The organism is Flavobacterium fluvii (assembly GCF_900129545.1).
In the GTDB taxonomy this organism is placed as follows: domain Bacteria; phylum Bacteroidota; class Bacteroidia; order Flavobacteriales; family Flavobacteriaceae; genus Flavobacterium; species Flavobacterium fluvii.
The window spans coordinates 290,319-313,581 of record NZ_FQWB01000004.1 but is presented as its reverse complement, the minus strand read 5'-3'; the positions used below and the strand labels follow the sequence as shown (position 1 = coordinate 313,581).

Here is a 23,263-nt window from a genome sequence, read left to right as displayed (position 1 = left end):
AAAGCGGAAATTAATTTCCGCTTTTTTTATCCTTTTAAGTATGCCTCCCGAACTTTCTTGAACAAATTCGAGGAGTAAACGAAATCGACGATGCCTTCATTGTCGGTTCTGAAAATTTCTTCCTTGGTTCCTTCCCATTCTTTTAGGCCGTTTTTCAGGAAAATAATTTTTTCTCCAATTTCCATCACGGAGTTCATATCGTGTGTGTTAATAACCGTGGTAATATTGTATTCTTCGGTAATTTCCTTGATAAGGTTATCAATCAATGTTGCCGTATTTGGATCAAGTCCTGAATTGGGTTCGTCACAAAACAAGTATTTGGGATTATTTACAATGGCGCGAGCAATGGCAACCCTTTTTTGCATTCCACCCGAAATTTCGGAAGGCAGTTTATTGTGAGCGTCCACTAAAGCTACCCTTTTAAGAACAAAATCTACTCGTTTCTGAATTTTATTGTTGTTGTCCTTGGTAAACATTTTCAGAGGGAAAGCCACATTTTCGGCCACGGTCATCGAATCAAATAAGGCGCTTCCTTGAAAAAGCATTCCGATTTCAGTTCTTAATTCCCTTTTTTCTTCTGAACTAAGATCAGAATAAACCCTGCCGTCAAAAGAAATGGTTCCTACTTCGGGCGTGTGAATTCCCAATAACGATTTTAGCAATACTGTTTTTCCGGATCCACTTTGCCCAATAATCAAGTTCGTTTTTCCTGTTTCAAAAACTGCTGAAACACCTTTGAGTATTTTGGTGCCGCCAAATGATTTTTCTATGTTTTCTATTGTTATCATTAGGTCAGCAATAATTGGGTTAAAATATAATTCATCAAAATAATTGTAACTGATGTCCAAACGAATGCCACGGTACTTGCTTTACCTACTTCAAGTGCGCCGCCTTTCATGTAATACCCGTGAAATGAGGGTATCGTTGCCAATAAAATGGCGAAAACAAAGGCCTTGATAAAGGCATAGGTAACGTGGAAGGGAACAAAATTAATTTGCAAACCATCGATGAAATCCGAGCTTGTGGTAAATCCTCCGTAAACTGCCGCGATATAACCGCCAAAAGAGCCTAAAAACATGCTGATTCCAATGATGAAAGGATAAAGCAAAACTGCAATAAGTTTTGGGAATACCAGATAATTCAATGAATTTACCCCCATGACTTCCAGGGCATCAATTTGTTCGGTCACGCGCATCGATCCAATGCTGGACGTGATAAATGAGCCCATTTTTCCAGCCATAATGATGGAAATAAATGTTGGAGCAAACTCCAATATTACAGATTCCCGGGTAGCATATCCAATGATAGTTCTAGGAATAAGTGGATTGTTCAAGTTCAATGCGGTCTGGATAGAGACAACACCTCCCACGAAAAAGGAAATAAAAGCCACAATTCCGAGTGAACCAAGAATTAAATCGTCAATTTCTTTGAAGATGAGGACTCGCATTACGGACCATTTGGTCTGTTTGCTGAAAATTTCTTTCCACATCAAGAAGTATTTTCCAATTTGGGATAAATAACGAAGGAGCATCATAATTTTTAAATATTGCCAAAAATACTAAGAAGTTGTGAGTTATAAGTTATGAGTTGTGAGTTTTTAACTTAAAACAATTTCTCTTTCATTTTTTGCAAACGATACTTGCGAATAAATTTGGCTTGTTCGGTATTGACCAGCATTGGTTTTTTTGCAGATTTTGCTTTCCAAAAACCGTTGATGTAGTCAATAAACAATAATGGCTTGCCTTTACGCATCGCCAATTTCAATGAAGCGATTCCTGTTATGAAGAAACCATACCCCAAGGCGTAAAAGGCTTCTCCTTGTTTAAAACGAGCCGCCTGGTTGTAGCTGGCTCCAGTGGGTTTGAGATGTTTTACGTGCAAACTTTCGTCGGTTACTACTTTCCAATTGTAGAATTTGCAAAGCAATTCGTCCACGGTGTCCCAACCCATTGCGGGTTTGAGACCTCCAATTTGTTGAAAGGTTTCTTTTCGGTAGGCTTTGAGTGCACCTCGAATATGGTCTTTGTCGGTGAGGTTTTCCAGAATCCAATCGCCATTTTTTTCTATATAGCAGAATCCTCCCGCCATTCCAATGGTTGTATCGGATTGAAAATGGTTGATGACGGTTTCGAAATAATTGGCGGGAAAAATCAAATCGGCATCAATTTTCACGATTAAATCATAATTGTCGTCCAAGGTTTCAAATCCTTTCTGAAAAGCCTGAATTACCTTGCTTCCGGGTAAATGCTTTGCTTCCGAAGTTTTGTTTACCAAAGTGATAAAAGGATTGTCCTTGGCGAAATCCAAAACTATTTCGGGGGTTTTATCGGTAGAATTATCATTGACAACCACTATTTTTGAAGGCAAGACAGTTTGCGAAATCAAAGATTGCAAGGTCAAAGCGATAAAAGTTTCTTCGTTGTAGGTCGGTATGACGATGTAGTATTTCATTTAAAGAATTTTAGATTTGCTTCGCCAGTTCGCTGGCGCTCGGGTCAGATTTCAGATTAGCTCGTGGCTTAATCTAAAAATCAAAAAATCGTTAATCTGCAATCTTAAATCTTGATTTTTTCTGCGTAAACGATATAATATCTTGGAGTGAAAAATCGCAATAGGGGACGGAATCCAATCTTTTTTACAGGATGGGTAAATTTCTCCCTGTCGATAATTTTCCAGCCTGTTTTTTCCAAAAGCCAATCCAATTGCCAATCTTCGAACTCGTGGTAATGTCTGTCCCACATATCGGTTTTGCTGCGATAAGCTGAGGAAAACCATAAACGCAATGGGATTGAAATGAGCAATTTGTCGCATTTCACGTTTTCTAAAACGGTATAAGGATTTAGCAAATGTTCGAAGATTTCGAAAGCGGTAAAAACGGTGTAGCTTTCGTTTTGCAATGCGGTTTGGTTGTTGTCGATATCTTCGCCCGTGGTGTTTTTTACGGTATATCCGTTGGTTTCCATTATTTTGGAAAAAGGATTGGGAACGCCTAAATCGAAAATGGTTTCGGAAGTGGAAACGTGTTTTTGTAAAAATTCTAAGGTGTGTTTGAATCTTTTATTGGGAAATGTTTTTTCGTACATTATAGGTTTTTTAGCCCCGATAGCAGTGGAAATCCTTTTTGTGCCTGGGTTCGGCACAAAAGATTGCAACGGATAGCGGGAAATTGCTTCAAATAAAATTAATAGCGATATATAAAGGCATTGATGTTCATTCCTGCTCCAACGGAAGCGAAGATGAGAATGTCTCCTTTATTGACTTCTTGATTTTCTATTTTTCCTCGAATCAGCAAATCCAATAGCGTAGGTACGGTCGCCACACTGCTGTTTCCCAATTCGTGAATGCTCATGGGCATGATGTCTTTGGGGACAGGTTTGTCGTATAATTTGTAAAAACGCTCAATGATGGCTTCATCCATTTTTTCGTTGGCTTGATGAATCAGGATTTTTTTCACGTCGTCAATACCTAATCCGCTTTTGTCTAAACAGCTTTTCATGGCTGCAGGAACATTACTTAATGCAAATTCATAAATTTTTCGGCCATACATTTTGATGTAGCAAGTGTCTTCTTTTTTCAAATCTGGATTGTATGATTTTCCGAAAAATAAATAACCAGCTTCGTCATAGGCATAAGTGGCGCTTTCATAAGACAACATTCCAGTTTCGTCATCCGAAGCTTCGATTATTGCCGCTCCAGAACCGTCAGAATAAATCATGGAATCCCTGTCGTGTGGATCGACCACTCTCGAAAGGGTTTCTGCGCCGATTACCAAACAACGTTTTGCCATTCCCGATTTGATGAAAGCATTGGCTTGAAGCACGCCTTCTATCCAGCCTGGACAACCAAAAAGAATGTCGTAAGCCACACATTTTGGGTTTTTTATTTGCAGTTTGTGCTTGACACGAGTGGCCAAACTCGGGATGATGTCCGATTGTTTTGAGCCGTGTTTTACATCCCCAAAATTATGGGCAAAAATAATGTAATCAATGGTTTCAGGGTCGATTCTTGCATTTTCGATAGCTTTTAACGATGCTAAAAAAGCCAAGTCAGAAGCACATTGGTCAGAAGATGCGTAACGTCTTTTTTCGATTCCGGTGATGCTTTTGAATTTTTTGATTACGACATCATTTGGATATCCAAAAGGAGTTCCATCTTCATTTAAAAATATATGTTTACTAAAGTCTGTATTGGAAATTTTGATTTCTGGAATATAACTTCCTATTCCGCTTATTTTTATTTTCATTAGAAAAAATGTAATGGATTTAGAACAAATTTATAGATAAAAAATGATAAAACTATATAAAATTTATTATGCACGCATATAATTATATAAAAAGTTGTTTTTTGCTAAAAAACCGATTAATATTCATCAAATAGTAAAAAGTTACATTTTTATTTTCATCACGGTGGCAATCGACAAGGCTCTTGTTTTCATGTTTTCTGCAATTTGGCCTGTAAAGTTTTCGTCAATAGTTGTGTTGAAATAATGGAGCCAAATGGTGAAATGTTCTCCGGATAATTTTGATTTTTGGTTTACGTCCATATGCAGCTGCATCACGTTTTTTCGGTAACTGCCCGTGTCAAAAAGAATTTGTTCCCAGAAATCAACCAGTTCCAACAGATGGGGTTCCAAATCTATTTTGGCCACTTCGGTAAATATAAAATTGATTTTGTCGTCGATAAGTAATTTCTTGTAGAATTCACTCATCAATAAATGTAAATCTTCCCGTGTTTGAATGTCTCTCATTGGTATTGTTAAAAAAAATGTCCCGATTTCTCGAGACATTTCAGTTGTATATTAGTTTTCTATATAAGCCTCGATTGGTGCGCAACTACAAACCAAGTTTCTGTCTCCAAAAGCATCATCGGCTCTGCGAACGGTAGGCCAGAATTTGTTTTCGGCGATATAATCCAATGGGAAAGCGGCTTGCTCTCTGCTGTATGGGAAATCCCAGGTATCGGCAGTAAGCATCGCTAAAGTATGAGGGGAATTTTTCAATACGTTGTTGTTGTCTTCGATGGTTGCCGCTTCGATTTCTTTACGAATGGCAATCATGGCGTCACAAAAACGGTCTAATTCTTCCAGGTTTTCACTTTCGGTTGGTTCAATCATCAAGGTTCCTGCCACAGGGAAAGAAACCGTTGGTGCGTGAAAACCATAATCCATCAAACGTTTGGCGATATCGGTAACTTCAATTCCTTTTTGTTTAAAAGGACGACATTCCAAAATCATTTCGTGAGCCGCACGCCCCATTTCACCGGAATATAAAGTGTCGTAATGACCGTTCAGTTTTTCTTTTATGTAGTTCGCATTTAGGATAGCGTGTTCCGTAGCTTCTTTCAATCCATCGGCACCCAACATCGTGATGTAACCGTAAGAAATCAAACATACCAATGCCGATCCCCAAGGTGCTGCAGAAACGGCTGTAATAGCACTGCTTCCACCTGTTGGGATAACCGGGTTAGATGGTAAGAAAGGAACTAAATGTTCCGCTACGCAAATTGGTCCAACGCCCGGTCCACCACCACCGTGAGGGATGGCGAATGTTTTGTGAAGGTTCAGGTGACAAACGTCGGCTCCAATAGTTGCCGGGTTGGTCAAACCAACTTGTGCGTTCATATTGGCTCCGTCCATATAAACCTGTCCTCCGTTTTCGTGGATAATTTTTGTGATTTCACAAATGGCACTTTCAAAAACACCGTGAGTCGATGGGTAAGTCACCATCAAACAAGCTAAATCGTCTTTGTGCTCAATCGCTTTTTGACGCAAATCTTCTACGTCAATATTTCCGTTTTCCAATGTTTTGGTTACGATGATTTTCATACCCGCCATTGCTGCAGTAGCCGGATTGGTTCCGTGAGCCGATGATGGAATCAAAGCAACGTTTCTGTGGTGATCGCCACGTGATTGGTGATATGCACGAATAACCATTAATCCTGCATATTCTCCCTGTGCTCCTGAATTAGGCTGCAAAGTCGTTCCTGCAAAACCGGTAATTACGTTTAATTGTTGCTCTAGTTTAGACAACATTTCTTGGTATCCTTGTGCTTGGTCTAGCGGTGCAAAAGGGTGGATGTTGTTCCAAAGTGCGTTGCTTAATGGTAACATTTCGGCAGCGGCATTCAGTTTCATCGTGCAAGAACCCAAAGAAATCATCGAGTGATTCAATGATAAATCTTTACGTTCCAACATTTTGATGTAACGCATCATCGCCGATTCCGAGTGGTATTGGTTGAAAACGTCGTGTTGTAAGAAAGCTGACGTTCTTGCTAAATCCTCAGGGAAATGTACGGCTTCTGATAAAGTTTCGATAGTCGTTGCCTGCTTACCATTTGCGGAAGCGAAAATCCCAACGATTTTGTTGATATCGGCAATGCTTGTAGTTTCATTCAAAGAGATAGAAACGGTATTGTCGTCGATATAATAGAAGTTTGTCTCGTTTTGCTCAGCAATAGCACGTACTTTTTGAGCATCGGCTTTGATAACGATAGTGTCGAAGAAAGCCGTATTCGTTTGTTGTAAACCTAGTTTTTCCAATTCGTTTGACAAAGTAGCTGCTAAAGCGTGAACTTTATCAGCGATATACTGTAAGCCTTTTGGTCCGTGATATACGGCGTACATTCCCGCCATAACCGATAGTAAAACTTGGGCAGTACAGATATTGGAAGTCGCTTTATCACGTTTGATATGTTGCTCACGAGTTTGCAAAGCCATACGCAAAGCACGGTTTCCGTTGGTATCAACCGTTACCCCGATTATTCTTCCCGGCATAGAACGTTTGTACTCTTCTTTGGTTGCAAAATAAGCAGCGTGTGGACCACCATAACCCAAGGGAATTCCGAAACGTTGTGTTGTTCCAACCACTACTGCAGCTCCCATTTCTCCCGGAGGCGTTAGTTTTGTCAAACTTAAAATATCGGCTGCTACTGCAACTTTGATTTCATTTTCTGCCGCTTTTGTAATAAATGCAGTATAATCATTTACCTGACCGTATTTACCCGGATATTGAAGAATGGCTCCGAAAAATTCTGATGAGAAATCAAAAGTTTCGTGGTTTCCTACAACCAATTCTATCCCGATTGGAGTAGAACGAGTTTCTAAAACCGATAAAGTTTGAGGTAATATTTCTTCAGAAACGAAGAATTTGTTGATGTTGTTTTTCTTTTGGTCGCGCGATCTTACGTCGAATAGTAATGCCATGGCTTCCGCAGCAGCAGTCCCTTCGTCCAATAAAGAAGCATTGGCGATTTCCATTCCGGTAAGTTCAACTACCATAGTTTGAAAATTCAAGATAGCTTCTAGACGACCTTGTGCAATTTCTGCTTGGTAAGGTGTGTAAGCAGTATACCATCCTGGGTTTTCAAAAATATTTCTTTGAATAACAGCTGGAACGATAGCTTGATTGTATCCTAATCCGATATAAGTTTGAAAATTTTTGTTTTTGCTTCCCAATTCAGCAATATGATTCGAATACTCATATTCAGTCATTGCTGGGTCTAATGCAAGAGGAGTTTTTAGACGAATATCATCCGGGAGTGTTTCATAAACAAGTCGCTCTATGGAGTCAACTCCTATGGTTTTCAACATATGTTGTAAATCTGTTTCTCTCGGGCCAATGTGTCTTAAAGCAAAAGAATCTGTTTTCATCTGTGTAAAAAGGGTTGTTTTTTAAAGCCGCAAATTTACGGAGAATATTCAAAAGAAATAAGCTTCAAGGAATTGATTTTTAGGAATCTTTCAACTAAAGTTGCTAGTTGTTAACAACGTTGATTATTTTTGTGTGATGAAAGTTTTAAAAAAGGTATTCGATTTTTATATTCAAAGCAGTATTCACGTGGCTTTGTCGGTATATTCATTGGTACAAATGACTAATTTTATGTTTCACATTCCAGAAGATAAGCCGATGGCTAATTTTGCTTTTTTTGGAACTATAGTTGGTTATAATTTTGTTAAATACGACAGTTTTGCTCGAACACATAAAATAAAAATGCGCAGTAGTTTGAAACTTATCATTTTGTTTAGTGCTTTTTCTTTTTTGGCTGTTGGTTTTTACTTTTTTCAATTGCAACGGGTAACACAAATTATTTCGGTAGGCGTTTTGTCACTCACTTTGTTATACACTTTGCCCTTTTTTCCAAACCGGAAAAATGCCCGAAATTGGGCTGGTGTAAAAATTTATATTGTCTCTTTGTGTTGGGTTGGAGTGACTTTGGCTTTGCCAATCGTAGATGCGGGCATCTCCATAACCTCTGATTTTTATCTAAAAAGTGTTCAGCGATTCATACTGGTTTTTGTGCTGATTCTTATTTTTGAAATCATTGATTTAGCCAATGATGATCCACATTTGCAAACCGTTCCGCAACAAATAGGAGTGAAGCGGACTAAAAAACTAGGCTATGTTTTATTGATGATTTTTTGTGCTTTGGAACTTTTCAACAGTAATTTCAATTATCATATTGAGCATTTCGTATTGGTTATTGCCATTGCAATTATTATCGCTTTGTTTTTGGCTTTCGCCAATGAAAAACGCTCCAAATATTATACTTCTTTTTGGGTGGAGAGCGTTCCTATTTTGTGGTGGCTTTTATTGTTTTTTATTCAATAAAAAAACCGAAGTATTTCTACCTCGGTTTCTATCTGTATTCTGAAATCTTTTATATCAACCCCGCTCTCTTCAGCAAAGCATCCGGTTTTGGTTCCTGACCTCTAAAACGTTTGTACAATTCCATTGGCAATTCAGTTCCACCTTTAGAAAGTACATTGTCTTTGAATTTTGCAGCTACTTCTTTGTTGAAAATTCCTTTCTCCTGAAAATAAGCAAAAGCATCAGCATCGAGTACTTCAGCCCATTTGTAGCTGTAATATCCGGAAGAATAACCTCCTTGAAAAATATGAGAGAAGGAAACTGACATACAATTTTCGGCTACATCAGGATATAAAGTGGTTCCTTCAAAAGCTGTTTTTTCAAAAGCTTTTACATTGGTGATTTCGGTTGGATTGTTGCTGTGGAAAGCCATATCCAATAAGCCAAAACTCAATTGACGTAAAGTAGCCATTCCTTCCTGAAAACTGGCACTCTCTTTGATTTTTTCTACATATTCCTGCGGAATGATTTCGCCCGTTTCATAATGTTTAGCAAACAAAGCCAAAGCTTCTGGTTCGTAACACCAGTTTTCCATAACTTGACTTGGCAATTCTACAAAATCCCAATAAACCGATGTTCCTGATAAACTTGGGTAAGTGGTGTTGGCCAGCATTCCGTGTAATCCGTGACCAAATTCGTGGAATAAAGTGGTTACTTCATTGAAAGTTAGCAACGATGGTTTGGTTTCAGTTGGTTTGGTAAAATTACAAACATTAGAAATATGTGGTCTTTCGTTTTTGCCGTCTTTAATATATTGTGATTTGAAAGAAGTCATCCAGGCACCATTTCGTTTTCCTTTTCTTGGAAAGAAATCGGCGTAGAAAATAGCCACCAATTCGCCAAATTCGTCTTTGACTTCATAAGTGGTTACTTCTTCGTGGTATTTATCGATGTCGAATATTTCGGTGAATGTCAATCCGAATAATTTATTAGCAACAGTAAAAGCACCGTTCAAAACGTTTTCTAATTGGAAATAAGGTTTTAGTTTTTCATCATCCAAATTGAATAATTTTTGTTTCAATTTTTCAGAATAATAAGCACCGTCCCATTTCTCTAAATGGTCAATTCCGTCGAGTTCTTTGGCGAAAGCAGTTAATTCTGCAAATTCTCTTTGAGCAGCAGGTTTGGCTTTGGCTAATAAATCATTCAAAAACGATTTTACTTTGTTCGGATTTTGAGCCATTCTTTCTTCCAAAACAAAATGAGAATGCGTTTCATAACCTAATAAGTTGGCTCTTTCAAAACGTAATTTGGCAATCTTTAAAGTGATTTCCTGATTGTCGAATTCGTTGTTTTGAAATGCTTTCTTACCAGCAGCAATAGCGATTTCCTTTCTCAATTCGCGATTGTCGGCATAGGTCACAAACGGAATATAACTTGGGAAATCCAAAGTGAAAATCCAGCCTTCCAACTCTTTGCTTTTTGCCAATGATTTGGCAGCTTCAATGGTTCCTTCAGGAAGTCCTTTCAGGTCGCTTTCGTTGGTAATATGCAATTGATAGTTGTTGGTTTCTGCCAAAACATTTTCGCCGTAAGTCAGTTTTAGTTTCGCTAATTCCGTGTCGATTTCACGCAGTTTCAATTTTTTATCTTCAGAAAGTAAAGCTCCATTTCGGGAAAAACTTTTGAATTTTTTGTCCAATAAAGTGGCTTGCTCCGGAGTTAAATTCAGGCTGTCTTTTTGCTCGTAAACGGTTTTTATTCTTAGGAACAAATCTTCGTTTAACGTAATGTCATTGCTGAATTCCGTTAATAAAGGCGAAACTTCCTGGGCAATTTTTTGCATTTCATCGCAGGTTTCCGCCGAATTCAGATTAAAGAAAATAGACGATAACCGATCCAAAGCATTTCCAGAAAAATCCAAGGCTTCGATGGTATTTTCGAAAGTTGGAGCTTCAGGATTATTGATGATGGCATCAATTTCTGCTTTTGCAGCAGCGATATTTTCGATAAAAGCAGGTTGGTAATCGGCTAATTTTATTTGCGAAAATGGTGCAGTATTGTGTTTGGTTTGGAACTTTTGAGTTAAAACTTTCATAGTAATATCAATGTTTTTATTTTGTACCATTAAGAAATTAAGGTTCATTAAGATAATCTAAAACTTAATGAACCTTAATTTCTTAATGGTTTCTATAAATTTTATTTTTTTAAACCTTCGGCTGCTTTGTTAACGGCAGCTTTCAAACCTTCTTTGTAGGCTATGATTTTGTCCAACACATTTTTGTCTGAACTTCCAATGATTTGGGCAGCCAAAATACCTGCGTTTTTAGAACCATTTAAGGCAACAGTTGCCACAGGAACACCTCCTGGCATTTGCAAAATAGACAAAACAGAATCCCAACCATCAATAGAGTTGCTTGATTTTACTGGAACTCCAATTACGGGAAGCGGCGACATTGAGGCTACCATTCCAGGTAAATGTGCGGCTCCGCCAGCTCCGGCAATAATTACCGAAATACCGCGATTGTGGGCATTTTTGCTGAAATCAAACAATTTTTCAGGTGTTCTGTGTGCCGAAACAATATCGACTTCTGTTTCTATGTCAAATCCTTTCAGGATGTCGATGGCTTCCTGCATTACGGGCATATCGGATATGCTTCCCATTATTACGGCTACTTTGCTCATATTTTTTTATTTAAAGATAAAAGATTAAATCTTTTAATTTATTTACTAATTACTCTGATTGTATTCTTCACATCCTCTGCGATTTTTCGTGCGACATTGATGTCTTCGTTTACTATGGTAACGTGGCCCATTTTTCTAAAAGGACGTGTTTGTTTTTTTCCGTAGATGTGAGGTGTAACACCATTCCAGCCTAGAATAGTTTCGATGTTTTCATAAATCACGTCTCCTGAAAAACCTTCGGCACCTGATAAATTCACCATAATTCCGGCTACTTTACTGTCGGTATTTCCCAAAGGCAAATCCAAAATGGCACGCAGATGGTTTTCAAATTGCGAAGTATAACTGGCTTCGATGCTGTAATGTCCTGAATTGTGTGGGCGAGGAGCTACTTCGTTTACCAAGATTTCGTCGTCCTGGGTTTGGAACATTTCCACTGCCAAAAGACCAACGTGATTGAATTTTTTAGAAACCTCAAGTGCAATGGCTCTGGCTTTTTCGGCTACTTTTTCGTCAATCCGGGCAGGACAAATTACATATTCCACCTGGTTGGCTTCGGGATGGAATTCCATTTCCACGACAGGGTAGGTTTTTATTTCGCCGGAAGGATTGCGACAAACGATAACGGCCAATTCATTTTTGAAAGGAACCATTTCTTCGGCAATGCATTCCACGTTGGGTAAATTCTCGACGTCTTGCAGGCTTCTGATAATTTTCACGCCGTTTCCGTCATAACCAAATTCGGTACATTTCCATACAAAAGGCATCTCGAGTTTGGATTCGACAATTTCGACCACCAATTTTTTTAAATTTTTGAAGGTTTTGGCTGGAGCTGTCGGGATATTGTGTTCCAAATAAAAGTTTTTCTGGATTCCTTTATTTTGGATCAATTTCAAGGTTTTTGGCGAAGGATAGACTTTTTTGCCTTCGTTTTCCAATTTTTCCAAGGCTTCAAGGTTGACCAATTCTATTTCGAAAGTCAAAACATCGACTTGTTTGCCAAAATTATAAACGGTTTCAAAATCCATTAAATCGCCCTGGAAAAAGTGATTGCAGGCAATTTTACAAGGTGCTTCCTCGCTTGGATCCAAAACATACGTTTGAATATCAAATTTTCTGGTGTCAAATAACAGCATTTTGCCAAGTTGTCCACCACCAAGAATTCCTAATTTAAAATTGGAAGAGAAATAGTTCATTTGTTTTAGTTATTGTTTATTAACGGTCAAATGCAGTCGCTTCGCTCGTGTCATTTAGTTTATTGTTTAATGCCTACAAAGATACTTCATAATGCCCGAACAGGAAAATGCTATTTTATTTTCTTCAAAATTTCCCTTCCCACGGCTTTGTAGGCAGCAGAATGGTTGATGTAATCCTTTTCTAAAATAATTTTCAATTCGGGATGAACCCAATCGAAATGTTTGCCTAATAGATGCAATGTGCGAATAGCATAACATTTTGAAGCGACTTTAGTATTTTTAATTAACCAATCAAAACAGGTTTCGGTGATTTGTTGCAGCTGATTTTCTGAAAGTAAAATTTCTTTTTTCTTGAAATGGGCTGTTGACAACAAGAGACAAACTTTTGATACAGCACGAATGGCACCGTCATCGGTTAAGTTTTTGATATTGGAACAGATAATATCCAAATGTTCCTGAAACCATTCGGGTTTTTCATAACAAACCAATTCGAGAACCCAACAGGCTTTTGAGTTGTTTTTGTTTGACGTTTGAAAACAAAGTCGAATCAATTCAGGAAAAAGCTCGGGATTGTCCAGTACTTCATCGGCATATTTTTGCCTGCTGTCTTTGTATCCGGTTACAGAATCTAATTTTTTTTCGAACTCAGTGAACATCACTCTCTAATTTTGATTGAAAAGTACAAATCAATTATCAATTGTCAAAAGTGAAATCCCTATCTTTGCGAATTATTTTTAAATCTGAAAAATGATTCAACTTCACGATAAACAATTTGTCCCTTTTATTTCTGCACAAGAAATAGATTTTGCAATAGCTCAAATAGCCAGGCTGGTAGAAGATGATTTTGCCGAAGAAACACCTATTTTTATTGGGGTTTTGAACGGAGCTTTTATGGTTGTATCCGATTTTATGAAACATTATAAAGGAGCTTGCGAGGTGAGTTTCGTTAAAATGGCATCTTATGAAGGGACAACTTCTACCAATGAAGTAAAACAATTGATAGGTTTGGATAAGGATTTATCCGGAAGATCGGTTGTTATTATTGAAGATATAGTTGACACGGGAAACACTTTGGTTGTATTAAAAGCTTTAATCAAAAGCCATAATGTGAAACGTTTCAAAATTGCCACCCTGTTTTTTAAACCAGACGCATACTTGCAAGACATCAAAATTGATTATGTTGGAATCAGGATTCCGAACAAATTTATTGTCGGTTACGGTTTGGACTACGATGGATTAGGCAGGAATTTACCCGAAATATATCAATTGAAAGAATAAACAATTACAACACTAATAAATTACATAACTTACAATTACAAAAATGATTAACATTGTTTTATTTGGGAAACCAGGTGCAGGAAAAGGAACTCAAGCAGAGTTTTTGAAAGGAAAATACAATTTGACACATCTTTCAACAGGAGACATTTTTAGATTTAACATCAAAAATGAAACTGAATTAGGGAAATTGGCCAAAACTTATATGGACAATGGCGATTTGGTTCCTGATGAAGTAACGATTAAAATGTTGCAAAGCGAAGTGGATAAAAATCAGGATTCAGCAGGATTTTTATTTGATGGTTTTCCAAGAACAATTGCCCAAGCCCAAGCATTAGATGCATTTTTGGCTACTAAAAACGAAAAAATTACTGCCACAATTGCATTGGAAGCAGACGACGAAATTTTGGTGGCGCGTTTATTGGAAAGAGGAAAAACCAGCGGAAGAGTTGACGATCAGGATGAAGAAAAAATCAGGAATCGTTATCAGGAATACAACGAAAAAACGGCTCCTTTGATGGAGTATTATACAGGTCAAAATAAATTTTATCCAGTAAATGGAATTGGTTCTATAGCTGATATTACGGAGCGTTTGAGCACTGTGATCGAAACTCTATAAGGAACATACGTTTTCTAATCAACTATGGAAATATTAATAATATTATTTTTAATTCTCTTGAATGGTGTTTTTTCCATGTCGGAAATCGCATTGATTTCGGCACGAAAAAACAGATTGGAAACGGCAGCCAAAAAAGGCCAAAAAAATGCCCAAATAGCATTGGATTTGGCCAATTCGCCAAATAAATTCTTGTCCACAGTTCAAATAGGAATAACACTTATCGGAATTTTAACGGGTATTTATTCGGGCGACAAAATAACTACCGATGTTGAAAATTTCGTAAAAACCTTTACGGCATTGGCTCCTTTTGCAGATTCTATTGCGGTTGGAATCGTGGTTGTGATTTTGACATTTTTCTCCTTGGTTTTAGGTGAATTATTGCCAAAGAGAATTGGATTAAATCATCCCGAATCGATAGCAAAAGCAGTGGCTTTGCCGATGAAAATTGTTTCGATTATAACTGCTCCTTTTATTTGGTTGTTAACCACTTCAACTGATTTCTTGTTGAATGTTTTACAAATAAAGCCCACGGCCGACGGTAAAGTAACCGAAGAAGAAATCAAGGCAATCATCAAGGAAGGAACCGAAGGTGGCGAGGTACAGGAAATAGAACAAGATATTGTGGAGCGTGTTTTTCATATTGGAGACCGAAAAATAAATTCCCTGATGACGCACCGAAAATCGGTGATGATGTTGCCGTTGCATTCCAATAAGGAGCAGGTGAAGGAATTTATGCTAAAAGAGTTGCATTCGATTTATCCAGTTTATGGAGAAAACCACGATGATATTGTTGGGGTGGTAAATTTGAAAAACATCTTCGCTCATTTTGAAAACAGCAGTTTCAATTTGCCCGAAATTATGACCGATGCTCCTTTTATGATGGAACAAACTACGGCTTACAAAGCTTTGGAGAGTTTTAAAAAGACAGGAATTCATTACGCATTGGTTTCTGATGAATATGGTGTTTTCCAAGGAATCATTACTTTGAATGATATTTTGGAAGCTTTGGTGGGTGATGCTTCTGATTTTTATAAAGATGATTTCAAATTGATAGAAAGAGAAGATGGATCCTGGTTGGTTGACGGACATTATTCGTTGCACGATTTCCTGACCTATTTCGAATTGGATGAATTAATCAATGATTACGAAGTAACCACCGTGAGTGGATTAATAATGACTGAACTTTCTCATATCCCAAAAGAAGGGGAGAAGTTGATTTGGCAAAAATTTGAGTTGGAAGTCATTGATATGGATGGCGTGAAGATTGATAAAGTGATGGTGAAAGCCTTAAAAGTGTAAAAATAGTTTTCAGTCGCAGTTTTCAGTCTCATTGGTACTGAAAACTGCGACTGCGACTGAATACTAAAAAAAATGACAGAGGGAAATTTTGTAGATTACGTAAAAATATATGTTTCTTCCGGAAAAGGAGGAAAAGGATCTACGCATTTGCATAGAGAAAAATTTATTGAAAAAGGGGGACCTGACGGAGGTGATGGTGGTCGTGGAGGACACGTTTATTTGGTTGGAAACAAAGGACTTTGGACTTTATTTCACCTGAAATTTGCCCGTCATATCAAAGCGGGTTATGGTGGAGACGGAAGTGGAGACAGAAGTACTGGTGCCGATGGTGAAGATAAATATATTGAAGTGCCATTAGGAACCGTTGTAAAAGACAAAGAAACCGGTGAAACTTTATTCGAAATTACCGAAGATGGCGAAAAGCAAATTCTTTGTCGTGGTGGAAAAGGCGGGTTAGGAAACTGGCACTTTAGAAGTTCGACGAATCAAACGCCAAGATATTCGCAACCGGGTTTACCTGGGGTGGAAATGGACGTGATTTTGGAACTAAAAGTTTTGGCAGACGTAGGTTTGGTAGGTTTTCCAAATGCAGGAAAATCGACTTTATTGTCTGTTTTGACTTCGGCGAAACCAAAAATTGCCGATTATCCGTTTACAACTTTAAAACCAAATCTTGGTATCGTGGCTTACAGGGATTTTCAATCTTTTGTAATTGCCGATATTCCCGGAATTATCGAAGGTGCCGCGGAAGGAAAAGGTCTTGGTCATTATTTCCTGAGACATATCGAGAGAAATTCAACCTTGCTTTTCTTGGTTCCTGTTGATACGCCGGACATCAAAGCGGAGTATGATATTTTGGTCAATGAATTGACAAAATATAATCCTGAAATGCTCGATAAAGAGCGTCTTTTGGTGATATCAAAATGCGATATGCTGGACGATGAATTGAAAGCTGAATTGAAAATACAATTAGACAAAGAGTTCAAAAACATTCCTTATATGTTTATTTCATCTGTTGCCCAACAAGGTTTGACAGATTTGAAAGACAAACTTTGGAAAATGTTGAATGACTAAAAGTCAAGATTTATATTTAAAAGGGTTCTAGAAATAGAGCCTTTTTTTGTTTATAATAGTTTTGAATTTGTGTTTTAATTGCCCACAGATGTCACGGATTTAACTGATTATCACAAATTTTTTTATATTGAAATATAAATCATTTAAAAAAAAATCAGTCTACATCCGTTTGATCTGTATAATCAGTGTGCTATTATATATTAGTTGTGATATGTATCAAACAAAAACTTCAGGGTTTCAGGTATGTTGTTGGCTTCCATTTTTGGATAAATGATGTCGGATTTCAACCAATTTTCGATGACTAAATCAAAATCATCTCCCACTTCATAAACAATAGGGATTCCCATTTGCTTTAAGGCTGCTGCATTGCATTCTTGTTCGTAATGGTCACGAATGGGGATGCTCAATATTTTTTTTCCAAGGTGTAAAGCTTCTGCAGGAGTTTCGAATCCGCCACCAGTGATAATGCCGTGGCAATTAATCAGGCTTTCGTTGAACAGCTTTTGATTTACGGGATAATAGGTGATATTTCTTTCGGTATATTTGAAAGGAACGTCATTCAGGAACCAATGAAATTGGATATCCTGAAGTTTATTGAACGCTTTTTCCAAACAATCTTTTTGGAAAGAAGGCAAGTAAACCGTGATGTGTTTTAAGTCTTTGGGTTCGGCTTGCACGATTTCATCTTTGATGATGGGTGGATGAATAAAGGAATCGTATTTTTCGAAATGCAAACCGATATTCTTTGGTGATGGCGCATAATGTTTGAGGATCATTTCGCCCATAATGCTTCTTTTTTCTGGTCTTGGCGTGTTTTGGGAAACAAAACTCGCTTGATGACCAAACTGCACAGAATGAATTTTTTGCATTTTGCAAGCCAGGGAAGTTACAGAGTCAAAATCGTTGATGACAATGTCGTAATTTTTCAAAGGCAAAGAATCTGCGTCTTTGTAGATTTGGTGTGGCCTGATGTTTTTTACGATATCCCAATAATTCAATCCCCCGCATTTGCTGTAATGCAAGCTGCAACCCGCACTCCTGAATTTTATGGGTAAGTCAATATCCAGACTGGCATTGTTGCCGCTCAGAAAGAAATCTACCGAACCAAATTTTTGCAAGTAAGGATACAATTGTGTGGCCCTGCTAATGTGTCCGTTGCCTGTGGCTTGTATGGCGTAAAATATTTTCATTTGGTTTGGTGATTAATTGAAGGAATTTTTAAGATAAAATTTTGGCAATAATGTCATTAACAATAGCATCGTCTTTATTTTCTTGATTCAAATAATGAGATTTGTCATATTGATAAATCTTCCATTTTTCTTTCTTGTATTCCAATGCGGTGAGGTTTTCAACCCAATCGCCACTGTTTAAATACAAGACTTTTCCTTGTTCGTTTTGAACTTCTTTCATTTGTGGCATATGGATGTGTCCGCAAACCACATAGCTGTATTTTTTTTCGATGGCGATTTCCGCAGCAGTAGTTTCAAAATTGGAGATAAAGGAAACGGCTTTCTTTACGCTATTTTTGATTGTTTTGGAAAAACTTCGCTTCTCTCTTCCGCAAGCGACCAAAGCCCAATTGACCAAACTGTTGATCAAAATCAATAAATCGTATCCTTTTCCACCCAATTTCGCCAATATTTTGGCATACCCTTTTGTGGAAGAATCAAACACGTCTCCGTGGAAAATCCAGGTTTTCTTTCCGTCCAAATCCAAGATTAGCTTATCGACCAATTCCAGATTTCCTAAAATAAAATCGGAATATTTTCGCAAGGCTTCGTCGTGATTTCCGGTAATGTAAACCACACGGGTTCCCAAATTGGACATTTTTATGATGTAGCGCAACACCTCCATGTGGGCAACCGGAAAATAGCGTTTGCTAAAGCTCCACATGTCAATTATGTCGCCGTTTAAAACCAAGGTTTGAGGATGGATTGATTTTAAGTATTGCAGTAATTCTTTGGCGTGGCAGCCATAAGTGCCAAGATGTACATCGCTTAAAACCACCAAAGGTATTTTTCGTTTTCTTTTCATAAAAAGTTTTTACGAAAGTAGGAGGAGAATGTTAGGATAATGTTTGTTTTGTGTTAAGATTGTGCTTGTTTTTATGCTAAAAAATCTCTCTCTCCTTTTATAAATTTCCTTATTTTTGAACAATGAAACAATTTTTATCTTTCCTTTTGTTATTTCCGTTGATGGTTTGGTCACAATCCGATTATGGAAAGGCCGAAAAATTATTCGAAGCCGGGAAATACGCCCTTGCGAGACCTATTTTCGAAAGTTTTTTAAAAGAAAATCCTTCCCATTTAAAAACGATGGAATATTTGGGAGACATTGCGGGTCATCAAAAATCTTGGGACAAAGCCATGGTGTATTACCAAAAGTTGAAACAATTGAAACCCTCCGAAGCCAATTATTATTACAAATATGGTGGCGTACTTGGGATGAAAGCCAAAGAATCCAATAAATTTGCAGCCCTCGGAATGATTGGCGAAGTGAAGGAATCTTTCGAAAAAGCAATAGAATTAAACCCAAAACATATCGAAGCACGCTGGGCATTAGTGATGATTTATATTCAACTGCCTGGAATTGTTGGCGGAAGCGAGTCCAAAGCCATCAAATATTCGAATGAATTGCTTAAATTGTCGCCTGTTGACGGTTATTTGTCAAGAGGTCAAATCGACGAATATTTCAAAAGATATTCCGCTGCTGAACAACAATATAAAAAAGCAATTGCCGCAGGAAGCACAAAAGTGGGCGGGCAAATGCTGGACAATTTGCATAAAAACAAGATGAAAAAATCTGTAAAAAAGAATTAAAAATATGAGAACTCATTTTATCGCCATTGGCGGAAGTGCGATGCACAACTTGGCTTTGGCTTTACACAACAAAGGATATCAGGTTACAGGTAGCGATGATGCTATTTTTGAACCGTCGAAAACGCGTTTGGAGAAAAAAGGAATTTTGCCGGCAGAAATGGGTTGGTTTCCAGAAAAAATAACCAAAGATATTGAGGCAGTAATTCTCGGAATGCACGCCAAAGCCGATAATCCGGAATTGTTGAAAGCACAAGAATTGGGATTGAAAATCTATTCGTATCCAGAATTCTTGTACGAACAATCCAAAAACAAAACCCGCGTCGTTATTGGTGGTTCACACGGAAAAACGACCATTACTTCGATGATTTTGCACGTGATGCATTACCACAATATCGAAGTCGATTATATGGTTGGCGCACAATTGGAAGGTTTTGACACGATGGTTCATCTTACCGAAGAGAATGATTTTATTGTTCTTGAAGGCGACGAATATTTGTCTTCGCCAATAGACAGAAGACCAAAATTCCATTTGTATCAGCCGAATATTGCACTGATTTCAGGAATCGCTTGGGATCACATCAATGTTTTTCCAACTTATGATTTCTATGTGGAACAGTTTGAAACTTTTATTGCCAAAATTACCAATGGTGGAATCTTGGTGTATAATGAAGAAGATCTGGAAGTAAAACGTGTTGCCGAAGCGGCCACAAATCCAATTCGAAAAATTCCTTACACAACACCAAAATACGAAGTGAAAGATGGGGTTACGCTTTTGGAAACACCGGAAGGAGCAATGCCGATCGAGGTTTTTGGAGCGCATAATTTGAATAATTTGGCAGGGGCCAAATGGATTTGCCAGAATATGGGTGTTGACGAAGCCGATTTTTATGAAGCGATTGCCAGTTTCAAAGGAGCTTCGAAACGATTGGAAAAAATTGCCGAAGGAAAAGGAAAAGTAGCTTACAAAGATTTTGCCCATTCACCAAGTAAAGTGGCTGCAACCACAAAAGCCGTGAAGGAACAATATCCAAACCGAACTTTGGTGGCTTGCTTGGAATTGCACACTTACAGCAGTTTGAATGCCGAGTTCCTGAAAGAATACGAAGGGGCATTGGAATATGCCGATGTTGCGGTGGTTTTTTATTCGCCGGATGCGGTAAAAATCAAGCAATTGGAAGAAGTGACTTACGAGCAAATCGCCAACGCTTTCAATAGAAAAGATTTGATTATTTATACCAATCCTGCAGAATTTAAAACGTTCTTGTTCAACCAAAATCTGGAGAATTCCGCTTTGTTGTTGATGAGTTCAGGGAATTATGGAGGGTTGAATTTTGACGAGGTGAAAGGCTTGATAGAATAACTTGATAATGGAAGAAAATAATTTCCCGATAACGAATTGGTCCGAAGACGACAAACCTCGCGAAAAGCTGATGCTGAAAGGCAAAAGTGCTTTGAGCGATGCTGAATTGATTGCCATTTTGATTGGTTCTGGAAGCAGAAACGAATCGGCGGTGGGATTGAGCAAAAGGATTTTGGCGAGTGTCGACAATAATTTGAATGCCTTGGGGAAATTGACTCTTTCACAATTGATGAACTTCAAAGGGATAGGCGAGGCGAAAGCCATTTCGATTATGGCTGCAATGGAATTGGGAAGAAGGAGAAGGGCAGAAGATGCGGTGGAATTGAAGAAAATCACGTCCAGTAAAATGATTTTCGAGTTGATGCAGCCCATCATTGGCGAATTGCCACACGAAGAATTTTGGGTTTTGTATTTGAACAATTCGAACAAAGTGCTTTCGAAGTCACAACAGGGCAAAGGTGGAATCACGGGAACTTTGATCGATGTGCGTTTGGTTTTTAAAGCCGCTCTCGAATTGGGAGCAACAGCTTTGATTTTGTGTCACAATCATCCTTCGGGAACTTTGACTCCCAGCGATGCCGATAAACAAATTACTCGAAAGTTGAAAGCGGCAGGCCAGAATTTGGATATCCAGGTTTTGGATCACGTTATTGTTGCCGAGAATGGCTATTACAGTTTTAATGACGAAGGGATTTTTTAAGAAATGAAAACAACGAATACACATATAACGGACGTCTTTTTTGATTTGGACCACACGCTTTGGGATTTCGAAAAGAATTCTGCTCTTGCATTTGAAACGGTTTTTAAAATTCAAAATTTAGATATCGAGATGTCCGAGTTTCTTCCAATTTACATCCCCATGAACAGGGAATATTGGGAAAGGTATCGTAAAGACGAAATAAACCAAAAAGAACTTCGTTTTGGTAGATTGAAAGATACTTTTGATTTGCTGAAATTTGATATTGACGACGATTCAATTGTGTTTTTGTCGCAACAATACATTCATTATTTGCCAAAATTCAATCATTTGTATGAAGGAACAATTGAAATATTGGATTATTTGAAGACTAAATATAATTTGCATATAATTACCAATGGTTTTGCTGAAGTTCAGGAAAATAAATTGAATAATTCGTACATTACGCCTTATTTCAAAACTGTCACCAATTCGGAAATGGTGGGCGTGAAAAAACCAAATTCCCTCATTTTTGACTTTGCCTTGAATTTGGCCAAAGCCAAAAAAGAAAACAGCATCATGATAGGGGATTGTATTGAAGCCGATGTTCAAGGAGCTTTAGATGCTGGTTTGGATGCCATTTTCTTCAATGAAAACAATATATTTGTGACGGAAAATATAAAACAAGTGAACCATTTATTAGAATTAAAAAAATATTTATAAAACATGAAAACTAGAATCCTATTCCTGATGTTGTTTATTGCGAGCTACGGTTTTTCGCAAACGGTTAATGATTATAAAGGGGTGATTATTCCAATGAGATATGATTTGCAAAAATCCGAAAATCAGTATCGACTCCAGACATTGACAAAATTCAATTTGACAAAAGCAGGGATTCAATCTTTTTACAATAATGAACAAATTCCCGTTGAATTCAACGATAGATGCAGTCTGTTGTATTTAGACGTGAAAAAAGAAAATGCTTTTTTGATTACCAAACTGTACATCACTTTTAGAGATTGCAATAATAAAATCATTTTCCAGTCGGCTATTGGAAAAAGCAGGGAAAAAGAATTTGAAGCAACTTATACAGAAGCATTGAACGAGGCTTTTAAATCAGTGTATGCTTTGAATTACAAATACAATGGGGGAATTAATGTTAGCTCAAAAACAGCTGCTCCAGTTGTATATGCTCCCGTGGATCCTGCGACTACTCCTGCTCCTTCAGTTGCCGCTCCAGTGGCAGTGATTCCTGCCGTGGCTGTTCCGGTTGTGGCTTCCAAAAATGAGGCAAGCGAACCTAAAACTTCTGGAAATACGAGTGCAGGTATGTTGTATGCACAACCCACTTCGTATGGGTATCAATTAATCGACAGTGAGCCAAAAGTAGTCATGAAAGTGTATAAGACGTCCAATCCAGCCAGTTATATGGCTAAAAAAGGAGATGTTCAAGGTGCTTTGGTTTCCAAAGACAACCAATGGTTTTTCGAATATTATCAAGGGGATAAATTGATTTCGGAAAAAATAGACGTTAAGTTTTAGATTTCAGATTTCAGATTTCAGATTTCAGATTTCAGATTTCAGATTTCAGATTTCAGATTTCAGATTTCAGATTTCAGATTTCAGATTAAGAAGGTTAAACCTCTAATCTGAAATCTTTTTTTTACCTATATTCTGC

General features: G+C 37.8%; 23 protein-coding genes. 10 read left to right on the top strand and 13 right to left on the bottom strand.

The annotated features are described in order from the left end of the window. Window positions 1-26: 26 nt before the first annotated feature. The 7 genes from BUC16_RS11195 to gcvP form a co-directional block, all read right to left on the bottom strand. Window positions 27-788, bottom strand: a complete 762-nt coding sequence (locus tag BUC16_RS11195; RefSeq protein ID WP_073370612.1) for an ABC transporter ATP-binding protein — start codon at window positions 786-788, stop codon at window positions 27-29. Continuing rightward, window positions 788-1,534, bottom strand: a complete 747-nt coding sequence (locus tag BUC16_RS11190; protein ID WP_073370610.1) for an MlaE family ABC transporter permease — start codon at window positions 1,532-1,534, stop codon at window positions 788-790. Before BUC16_RS11190 ends, BUC16_RS11195 begins: the two co-directional genes overlap by 1 nt. Window positions 1,535-1,602: 68 nt before the next feature. Further along, window positions 1,603-2,451: a glycosyltransferase family 2 protein gene (locus BUC16_RS11185; RefSeq protein WP_073370609.1), complete on the bottom strand. Its 849-nt coding sequence runs from the start codon at window positions 2,449-2,451 to the stop codon at window positions 1,603-1,605. Between the two features lie 104 nt (window positions 2,452-2,555). Next, window positions 2,556-3,083, bottom strand: a complete 528-nt coding sequence (locus tag BUC16_RS11180; protein ID WP_073370777.1) for a methyltransferase — start codon at window positions 3,081-3,083, stop codon at window positions 2,556-2,558. Between the two features lie 98 nt (window positions 3,084-3,181). Then, a complete protein-coding gene (locus tag BUC16_RS11175) occupies window positions 3,182-4,243 on the bottom strand; it encodes a 3-oxoacyl-ACP synthase III family protein (protein ID WP_073370607.1) in 1,062 nt (353 codons plus the stop codon). A 141-nt stretch (window positions 4,244-4,384) separates the two neighbouring features. Next, window positions 4,385-4,747, bottom strand: a complete 363-nt coding sequence (locus tag BUC16_RS11170) for a group III truncated hemoglobin (RefSeq protein WP_073370606.1) — start codon at window positions 4,745-4,747, stop codon at window positions 4,385-4,387. Window positions 4,748-4,798: 51 nt separating this feature from the next. Continuing rightward, window positions 4,799-7,648 carry an aminomethyl-transferring glycine dehydrogenase gene (gcvP, locus tag BUC16_RS11165; protein ID WP_073370604.1) on the bottom strand — a complete coding sequence of 950 codons (2,850 nt, stop codon included), beginning with the start codon at window positions 7,646-7,648 and terminating at the stop codon, window positions 4,799-4,801. A gap of 136 nt (window positions 7,649-7,784) precedes the next feature. Between gcvP and BUC16_RS11160 the strand changes: the two genes are divergently transcribed. Beyond that, entirely contained in the window at window positions 7,785-8,606 is an 822-nt protein-coding gene (locus BUC16_RS11160; protein WP_073370602.1) for a UbiA prenyltransferase family protein, read from the top strand. 49 nt (window positions 8,607-8,655) lie between these two features. Here the strand turns inward: BUC16_RS11160 and BUC16_RS11155 are convergent, their stop codons facing one another. From BUC16_RS11155 to BUC16_RS11140, 4 genes are all read right to left on the bottom strand, one after another. After that, window positions 8,656-10,683 carry a M3 family metallopeptidase gene (locus tag BUC16_RS11155; protein ID WP_073370776.1) on the bottom strand — a complete coding sequence of 676 codons (2,028 nt, stop codon included), beginning with the start codon at window positions 10,681-10,683 and terminating at the stop codon, window positions 8,656-8,658. A 101-nt stretch (window positions 10,684-10,784) separates the two neighbouring features. Next, window positions 10,785-11,270, bottom strand: coding sequence for a 5-(carboxyamino)imidazole ribonucleotide mutase (purE, locus tag BUC16_RS11150; RefSeq protein ID WP_073370601.1), 486 nt, complete (start codon window positions 11,268-11,270; stop codon window positions 10,785-10,787). Window positions 11,271-11,308: 38 nt separating this feature from the next. Next, window positions 11,309-12,463 carry a 5-(carboxyamino)imidazole ribonucleotide synthase gene (locus tag BUC16_RS11145; protein ID WP_073370599.1) on the bottom strand — a complete coding sequence of 385 codons (1,155 nt, stop codon included), beginning with the start codon at window positions 12,461-12,463 and terminating at the stop codon, window positions 11,309-11,311. Window positions 12,464-12,573: 110 nt separating this feature from the next. Next, window positions 12,574-13,119, bottom strand: a complete 546-nt coding sequence (locus BUC16_RS11140) for a HEAT-like fold family protein (RefSeq protein ID WP_073370598.1) — start codon at window positions 13,117-13,119, stop codon at window positions 12,574-12,576. 91 nt (window positions 13,120-13,210) lie between these two features. Between BUC16_RS11140 and hpt the strand changes: the two genes are divergently transcribed. The 4 genes from hpt (at window position 13,211) to obgE (ending at window position 16,730) form a co-directional block, all read left to right on the top strand. After that, a complete protein-coding gene (gene hpt, locus BUC16_RS11135) occupies window positions 13,211-13,741 on the top strand; it encodes a hypoxanthine phosphoribosyltransferase (protein ID WP_073370597.1) in 531 nt (176 codons plus the stop codon). A gap of 43 nt (window positions 13,742-13,784) precedes the next feature. Next, entirely contained in the window at window positions 13,785-14,357 is a 573-nt protein-coding gene (locus BUC16_RS11130; RefSeq protein ID WP_073370596.1) for an adenylate kinase, read from the top strand. A 24-nt stretch (window positions 14,358-14,381) separates the two neighbouring features. Next, window positions 14,382-15,656, top strand: coding sequence for a hemolysin family protein (locus BUC16_RS11125; RefSeq protein ID WP_073370595.1), 1,275 nt, complete (start codon window positions 14,382-14,384; stop codon window positions 15,654-15,656). A gap of 72 nt (window positions 15,657-15,728) precedes the next feature. Continuing rightward, window positions 15,729-16,730 (top strand): GTPase ObgE, encoded by a 1,002-nt coding sequence (gene obgE / locus BUC16_RS11120; RefSeq protein ID WP_073370594.1) that lies wholly within the window; start codon window positions 15,729-15,731, stop codon window positions 16,728-16,730. A 200-nt stretch (window positions 16,731-16,930) separates the two neighbouring features. Here obgE and BUC16_RS11115 read toward each other — a convergent pair whose 3' ends face one another. After that, window positions 16,931-17,920, bottom strand: coding sequence for a glycosyltransferase family protein (locus BUC16_RS11115; RefSeq protein ID WP_073370593.1), 990 nt, complete (start codon window positions 17,918-17,920; stop codon window positions 16,931-16,933). A 28-nt stretch (window positions 17,921-17,948) separates the two neighbouring features. After that, window positions 17,949-18,764, bottom strand: coding sequence for a UDP-2,3-diacylglucosamine diphosphatase (locus BUC16_RS11110; RefSeq protein WP_073370592.1), 816 nt, complete (start codon window positions 18,762-18,764; stop codon window positions 17,949-17,951). A 122-nt stretch (window positions 18,765-18,886) separates the two neighbouring features. On the opposite strand from BUC16_RS11110, the gene BUC16_RS11105 reads away from it, so the two are divergent. From BUC16_RS11105 to BUC16_RS11085, 5 genes are read left to right on the top strand one after another with little or no spacing between them, the layout of a single operon-like run. Further along, entirely contained in the window at window positions 18,887-19,549 is a 663-nt protein-coding gene (locus BUC16_RS11105) for a tetratricopeptide repeat protein (RefSeq protein ID WP_073370591.1), read from the top strand. Between the two features lie 4 nt (window positions 19,550-19,553). Further along, on the top strand, window positions 19,554-20,909 hold the full coding sequence (locus tag BUC16_RS11100) for a UDP-N-acetylmuramate--L-alanine ligase (protein ID WP_073370590.1): 1,356 nt from the start codon (window positions 19,554-19,556) through the stop codon (window positions 20,907-20,909). Window positions 20,910-20,916: 7 nt separating this feature from the next. Next, on the top strand, window positions 20,917-21,609 hold the full coding sequence (gene radC, locus BUC16_RS11095; protein WP_073370588.1) for a RadC family protein: 693 nt from the start codon (window positions 20,917-20,919) through the stop codon (window positions 21,607-21,609). A gap of 3 nt (window positions 21,610-21,612) precedes the next feature. Beyond that, a complete protein-coding gene (locus BUC16_RS11090) occupies window positions 21,613-22,308 on the top strand; it encodes a YjjG family noncanonical pyrimidine nucleotidase (RefSeq protein WP_073370587.1) in 696 nt (231 codons plus the stop codon). A 3-nt stretch (window positions 22,309-22,311) separates the two neighbouring features. Then, window positions 22,312-23,127 carry a hypothetical protein gene (locus BUC16_RS11085; protein ID WP_073370585.1) on the top strand — a complete coding sequence of 272 codons (816 nt, stop codon included), beginning with the start codon at window positions 22,312-22,314 and terminating at the stop codon, window positions 23,125-23,127. The last annotated feature ends 136 nt before the right edge of the window (window positions 23,128-23,263 follow it).

What these genes read in the sequence shown, in the direction of transcription:
- BUC16_RS11195 (WP_073370612.1), bottom strand. Translation starts at nt 788, where the DNA reads ATGATAACAATAGAAAACATAGAAAAATCATTTGGCGGCACCAAAATA.
- BUC16_RS11190 (WP_073370610.1), bottom strand. Translation starts at nt 1,534, where the DNA reads ATGATGCTCCTTCGTTATTTATCCCAAATTGGAAAATACTTCTTGATG.
- BUC16_RS11185 (WP_073370609.1), bottom strand. Translation starts at nt 2,451, where the DNA reads ATGAAATACTACATCGTCATACCGACCTACAACGAAGAAACTTTTATC.
- BUC16_RS11180 (WP_073370777.1), bottom strand. Translation starts at nt 3,083, where the DNA reads ATGTACGAAAAAACATTTCCCAATAAAAGATTCAAACACACCTTAGAA.
- BUC16_RS11175 (WP_073370607.1), bottom strand. Translation starts at nt 4,243, where the DNA reads ATGAAAATAAAAATAAGCGGAATAGGAAGTTATATTCCAGAAATCAAA.
- BUC16_RS11170 (WP_073370606.1), bottom strand. Translation starts at nt 4,747, where the DNA reads ATGAGAGACATTCAAACACGGGAAGATTTACATTTATTGATGAGTGAA.
- gcvP (WP_073370604.1), bottom strand. Translation starts at nt 7,648, where the DNA reads ATGAAAACAGATTCTTTTGCTTTAAGACACATTGGCCCGAGAGAAACA.
- BUC16_RS11160 (WP_073370602.1), top strand. Translation starts at nt 7,785, where the DNA reads ATGAAAGTTTTAAAAAAGGTATTCGATTTTTATATTCAAAGCAGTATT.
- BUC16_RS11155 (WP_073370776.1), bottom strand. Translation starts at nt 10,683, where the DNA reads ATGAAAGTTTTAACTCAAAAGTTCCAAACCAAACACAATACTGCACCA.
- purE (WP_073370601.1), bottom strand. Translation starts at nt 11,270, where the DNA reads ATGAGCAAAGTAGCCGTAATAATGGGAAGCATATCCGATATGCCCGTA.
- BUC16_RS11145 (WP_073370599.1), bottom strand. Translation starts at nt 12,463, where the DNA reads ATGAACTATTTCTCTTCCAATTTTAAATTAGGAATTCTTGGTGGTGGA.
- BUC16_RS11140 (WP_073370598.1), bottom strand. Translation starts at nt 13,119, where the DNA reads ATGTTCACTGAGTTCGAAAAAAAATTAGATTCTGTAACCGGATACAAA.
- hpt (WP_073370597.1), top strand. Translation starts at nt 13,211, where the DNA reads ATGATTCAACTTCACGATAAACAATTTGTCCCTTTTATTTCTGCACAA.
- BUC16_RS11130 (WP_073370596.1), top strand. Translation starts at nt 13,785, where the DNA reads ATGATTAACATTGTTTTATTTGGGAAACCAGGTGCAGGAAAAGGAACT.
- BUC16_RS11125 (WP_073370595.1), top strand. Translation starts at nt 14,382, where the DNA reads ATGGAAATATTAATAATATTATTTTTAATTCTCTTGAATGGTGTTTTT.
- obgE (WP_073370594.1), top strand. Translation starts at nt 15,729, where the DNA reads ATGACAGAGGGAAATTTTGTAGATTACGTAAAAATATATGTTTCTTCC.
- BUC16_RS11115 (WP_073370593.1), bottom strand. Translation starts at nt 17,920, where the DNA reads ATGAAAATATTTTACGCCATACAAGCCACAGGCAACGGACACATTAGC.
- BUC16_RS11110 (WP_073370592.1), bottom strand. Translation starts at nt 18,764, where the DNA reads ATGAAAAGAAAACGAAAAATACCTTTGGTGGTTTTAAGCGATGTACAT.
- BUC16_RS11105 (WP_073370591.1), top strand. Translation starts at nt 18,887, where the DNA reads ATGAAACAATTTTTATCTTTCCTTTTGTTATTTCCGTTGATGGTTTGG.
- BUC16_RS11100 (WP_073370590.1), top strand. Translation starts at nt 19,554, where the DNA reads ATGAGAACTCATTTTATCGCCATTGGCGGAAGTGCGATGCACAACTTG.
- radC (WP_073370588.1), top strand. Translation starts at nt 20,917, where the DNA reads ATGGAAGAAAATAATTTCCCGATAACGAATTGGTCCGAAGACGACAAA.
- BUC16_RS11090 (WP_073370587.1), top strand. Translation starts at nt 21,613, where the DNA reads ATGAAAACAACGAATACACATATAACGGACGTCTTTTTTGATTTGGAC.
- BUC16_RS11085 (WP_073370585.1), top strand. Translation starts at nt 22,312, where the DNA reads ATGAAAACTAGAATCCTATTCCTGATGTTGTTTATTGCGAGCTACGGT.